This is a genomic window from Meridianimarinicoccus aquatilis, assembly GCF_004358675.1.
Lineage (GTDB): Bacteria > Pseudomonadota > Alphaproteobacteria > Rhodobacterales > Rhodobacteraceae > Meridianimarinicoccus > Meridianimarinicoccus aquatilis.
The window spans coordinates 1-4,559 of the sequence record NZ_SMZO01000111.1 but is presented as its reverse complement, the minus strand read 5'-3'; the positions used below and the strand labels follow the sequence as shown (position 1 = coordinate 4,559).

6 protein-coding genes are annotated in these 4,559 nt (G+C 58.5%); 3 read left to right on the top strand and 3 right to left on the bottom strand.

The annotated features are described in order from the left end of the window. The first annotated feature begins 99 nt into the window (after window positions 1–99). The 3 genes from tnpA to tnpC all read left to right on the top strand — a co-directional run bounded on the left by tnpA (window position 100) and on the right by tnpC (window position 2,512). On the top strand, window positions 100–468 hold the full coding sequence (tnpA, locus tag E2L05_RS20440; protein WP_133340995.1) for an IS66-like element accessory protein TnpA: 369 nt from the start codon (window positions 100–102) through the stop codon (window positions 466–468). Then, on the top strand, window positions 465–812 hold the full coding sequence (gene tnpB, locus E2L05_RS20435) for an IS66 family insertion sequence element accessory protein TnpB (protein WP_099828201.1): 348 nt from the start codon (window positions 465–467) through the stop codon (window positions 810–812). The genes tnpA and tnpB overlap by 4 nt, the downstream gene beginning before the upstream one ends. A gap of 62 nt (window positions 813–874) precedes the next feature. After that, entirely contained in the window at window positions 875–2,512 is a 1,638-nt protein-coding gene (gene tnpC, locus E2L05_RS20430) for an IS66 family transposase (RefSeq protein WP_133341571.1), read from the top strand. A gap of 384 nt (window positions 2,513–2,896) precedes the next feature. Here tnpC and E2L05_RS20425 read toward each other — a convergent pair whose 3' ends face one another. The 3 genes from E2L05_RS20425 to E2L05_RS20415 all read right to left on the bottom strand — a co-directional run bounded on the left by E2L05_RS20425 (window position 2,897) and on the right by E2L05_RS20415 (window position 4,504). Further along, window positions 2,897–3,193: an addiction module antidote protein gene (locus E2L05_RS20425; RefSeq protein WP_133344862.1), complete on the bottom strand. Its 297-nt coding sequence runs from the start codon at window positions 3,191–3,193 to the stop codon at window positions 2,897–2,899. Window positions 3,194–3,196: 3 nt separating this feature from the next. Then, window positions 3,197–3,526 (bottom strand): type II toxin-antitoxin system RelE/ParE family toxin, encoded by a 330-nt coding sequence (locus E2L05_RS20420; protein WP_279512650.1) that lies wholly within the window; start codon window positions 3,524–3,526, stop codon window positions 3,197–3,199. A gap of 267 nt (window positions 3,527–3,793) precedes the next feature. After that, the gene (locus E2L05_RS20415; RefSeq protein ID WP_133343683.1) at window positions 3,794–4,504 is read right to left on the bottom strand and encodes an IS6 family transposase; all 711 of its coding nucleotides are present in this window, start codon (window positions 4,502–4,504) and stop codon (window positions 3,794–3,796) included. Between the last annotated feature and the right edge of the window lie 55 nt (window positions 4,505–4,559).

Sequence of the window (4,559 nt, the reverse complement as noted above, 5' to 3'; positions counted from 1 at the left end):
GTAACCGCACCATTGGCACCGCCTGCCTGACGCTGGGGCGATGATCTAAGATACGTGTTTAACGACGTCGTTAACGACGTGTCTTATGCGGGGTCATCGATGCGTGGTGAAATTCTTGGGGTCGAGCGACGGCGTTTCTGGCGTGACGAGGACAAGCTCGAGATTGTCATGTCGGTTGGGATAGACGGGGCGACGGTGACGCAGGTGGCGCAACGCCATGAGGTTACGCGGCAACAGATTTACGCCTGGCGGCATGATCTCAAGAAGAAGGGCCTGTGGACGCCCAATGCCGGGGCGCTTTTCTACCCTTTGGATATGCCAGTGTCGGCGGGGCAGCCTACGGCAGCTGATACGTCGCCACCAGTTGCAGTCGAATTGCGCTTACGGTGCGGCCATCGCCTTCATTTTGATAGCACGATAGACCCGGCCGCGCTGACGTCCTTGATCCGTGCCGTGGAAGCCGCATGATCGGCCCTGGCACCGGCGTTCGCGTGTATCTGGCCTGCGGTGTGACGGATATGCGAAAGGGGATCGCCGGGCTGGCGGCACTTGCCCAAGATGTGCTGCGTCAGAAACCCGCCAGTGGGGCGGTGTTTGCGTTCCGGGGACGGCGTGGTGACCGGCTGAAGCTGCTCTACTGGGACGGTCAGGGGTTTTGCCTCTATTACAAGGTGCTTGAGCGGGGGCGTTTCCCTTGGCCGAGCGCCAAGGATGGGGCGGTGCGGCTGACCTCTGCACAGCTCGCGATGCTCTGGGAAGGCATCGACTGGCGGCGTCCCGATTGGGGCGCTCCGCCTGCGCGGGTCGGGTGATTTTGCGACCTGATTTGCTTTATTTATATGGTGCTATAGCCTGATTTTTGGTAGTCAGGCGCATGTCGAAACCTGATGAAAATTTGCCTGATGATCCCGCTGAATTGAGGGCGATGATCGCGGCTTTGCAGGTAGAAAATGCTCGGATCGAGGCAGAGAACGCCAAGATGTCGGCGACATTGCGTGTCCATGATCAACTGGTTCAAGCGTTGCGCCTGCGGATCGCCAAGTTGCAGAAACTGGCCTTTGGCAAGTCCTCGGAAAAGGTCGAGCGCGAAATCGAGCAGCTGGAACTGGCGCTCGAAGACCTGTTGGTCGCCGTAGCGGAAAACGATGACGCGCCCATCGACGAAGGGCAGGATGAACCGTCACCGGAAGCTGCCGATGCACCCGCTTTGCGCCGCCGACCACGGGTCTCGGATACGACCCCACGCGAGCGGCGTGAACTGGACCCCGGCACCTGCTGCCCTGACTGTGGCGGCGATCTTCGCGTGGTGGGCGAGGATGTCAGCGAACTCCTCGACATGATCGCCGCGCAGATGAAGGTGATCCAGATCGCCCGGATCAAGAAGTCCTGCCGCCGCTGCGAGCGGATCGTGCAGGAACCCGCGCCAAGCCGTCCGATCCCGGGCAGTATGGCAGGCCCGAACCTGCTGGCGCATGTGCTGGTCTCGAAGTTCGACGACCACCTTCCGTTATATCGCCAGCACGAGATCTTCGCCCGCATGGGGGCGGACATCCCCGAAAGCACGCTGGTCGGCTGGTGTGGCCGCGCCATGAAGGCCCTGTCGCCGCTGATCGAGCGCATTGAGGCTGACATCATGGGCAGCGATTTGCTGCACGCAGATGATACGCCGATCCGGGTGTTGGACCGCTCCAAGAAAGACAAAGGGCTTGGCAAAGGTGTGAAGCAAGGCCGGATCTGGGCCTATGTGCGCGATCAGCGCCCATGGGCGGGTGCCGCGCCACCCGGTGCGGTCTATCGGTTCGCACCGAACTGGAAGGAAGAGCACATCCTCAGCCATCTGGCCAATGCCCGCGGCATCCTGCAGGCGGACGGCTACAAGGGCTATGCCAAGCTTTACGAGCCTGAACCCAATAGTGGGCGGCGTTTGCGAGAGGCAGCCTGTTGGGCCCATCTGCGGCGTGACTTCCATGATTTTTGGACCTCGACAAAATCCGAGATTGCCCGCGAGGCGCTCGACCGGATCGGCAAGCTTTACGACATCGAGCGCGACATTAACGGTCAACCCGCTGGTGTCCGCCATGCCGCACGTCAACAGTTGAGCCAACCAAAGGTCACGGCCTTCTTTGCTTGGTCAGAGCAACAACTCCTGCGCATTCCGGGCAAAAGCGATCTGGCCAAGGCATTCCGCTATGGCCTCAGTCGACAGGAGGCCTTCAGCCTGTTCCTGACCGATGGCCGCGTCGCTATCGACAACAATCCCGCCGAGCGCGCCTTGCGTCCAATTGGCATTGGAAGGAAAAATTGGCTATTTGCAGGGGCCGATACCGGTGCGGAAACCCTCGCTCGCGCTATGACCATCATCGAAACCGCCAAGCTCAACGGTCTCGACCCGCAGGCCTATCTCGCCGACATCCTCGACCGCATCCACGATCACAAAATCAACAGGCTCGATGAATTATTACCGTGGAATTGGGCGCCGCTGGCATCCACAACCGATAGTCAAGCCGCATAAGCTGCGGTCTCAATGGCGCGGTTACTTTATACGGATAAGACCCTTCTTTCGAAGTTGCTTACCGCACTGCTCCCGGCTGATCCCGACAGCCTCAGCGAGCTTCTCCTGAGTGAAACCCTTTTTCTCGGCTTCAGCATGAAGCCTTTCTGCAAGTATAGTTGGCATGGTATGTGTCTCCTTCAATATTACAGGGACAACATGCCTCCTTTGGGAGAGATGTCTCAAGGAAGTCTGCAAATAAAATCACAAATTACAGAGACCTTTCATGGAATAATCGCACATAGAACGCTCAATCATGAGGTCTATTCACATATTCCTTGTAGCTTCTTTGCTTATGAGTAAATCATGAGAGGTCTGAGGTGATCTTCCCCGGATTCCCCCGAGCTACGCCGCTGGCTGGATCGAAACTTTTAGCCCGAGCGCCTTCGTAACCTTCATAACCGTCGCCAGCGTTGGGTTTCCTTCACCGGACAGCGCTTTGTTCAGCCCCACCCGGCTCATGCCGATCTCGCTCGCCAGAGCGGTCATGTTGCGCGCGCGGGCCACGGCCCCCAGGGCGCGGGCGATATAGGCCGGGTTATCTCCGCCCTCTTCCATGACCGCCTCAAGATAGGCGGCGATATCATCCTCGGTTTCGAGGTAATCTGCTGTGTCGTAGCGGGCAAAAGTTACGTCTTCCATCGCTCAGTCCTTCCAGTAATCAGCCAGCGCCTTGGCCTGTTTGATGTCGGCATCTTGGGATGATTTATCTCCGCCACAAAGCAGGACAATCAGCACCTTGCCGCGCGTCGTGTAGTAGACCCGGTATCCGGGGCCGTAGTTGATACGCAGCTCTGATATGCCGCCGCCAACGGGTTTTACGTCACCGGGGTTCCCCACGGCAAGACGGTCCAGCCTTGCGGCCATGCGCACCTTTGCGCGTCGATCCCGCAAGTCTGATAACCAGCCGTGGAAGCGGCCGCAATCTATGCGGCCGAGGCCATTACGGCTTATGGCACTCGAACGTGTCGCCACTCTGAGGTGATGACCATGTAAATGTTGTCGAAGTCACGTCGAAAGCGGCAAATCGGTATCCATCTTCGAGAGTTACCAAGAAATCAGATCCCATTTTCTCGATCGTTTTTATAGGTTTTCCCTGATAGCTCGTCGCGTCGATCGTCATAGGTGTTCCGACACACTCCCATACGCCAAAAATAGGCAAGTCGCCCTGCGCAGCTACAGGGCATAGGGGACTGTTGCGTTAATTTGCGCGTGTTGAGCTTTCCCTGATGGCACAGGTGGTTACGTGGCGGTTTTGAAGAGGCTGGCGATGAATTCAATCTCGCCTCTGACGCCGGGTTGTTTGTGGTGGATATGGCCGCGTTTGATGGTCCGAATCGTTTCGACTCCGCTGAGGGTCGCTTTGGCGGATCGGAGCGAGCGGAAACTCTGGCGATAGCCAAGGAGCCGTTTCATTGCGGCGTGGTCGCTCTCGATCAGGTTGTTTCGCCATTTCCGGTCAATGTGACGGATGCTGTCGAAGTGCGGGTCATATCGGTGGTTGATCTCGCGGATGACGCGCCGGTAGGCGTGTGCCTTGTCGGTGCAGATTGTTACCGGCCGGTGGAGCCGCACGCGCTCGATCGCCTTGCAAAGAAAGGCTTTCGCGGCCTTCGCATCGCGTCTTGCGGTCAGCCGAAAGTCAACCATCTGCCCGTTGGCATCGATCGCGCGCCAGAGGTAGCGCCACTTGCCGCCGACGCGGATATACGTTTCGTCCACATGCCAATCAACGCTGCCGCGGCGCAGATGCCGTTCGGTGCGCCGCGTCAGCTCCGGGCCAAACTTCTGGACCCAGCGATACACGGTCGACCGATCGACGTTGACGCCGCGCTCCGCCAGAAGATCCACAACATCTTGGTAGGACAGCGGGAAGCGCAGATACCAGCGTACGGCGCACAGGATGATCTCACGTGGAAAACGATGGTGCTTGAACGGTGATTTATGCGGCATCGAGAACCTCCAAAGCCACATCGTCGCTACGAAACGAAGCTAATGCAACAGTCCC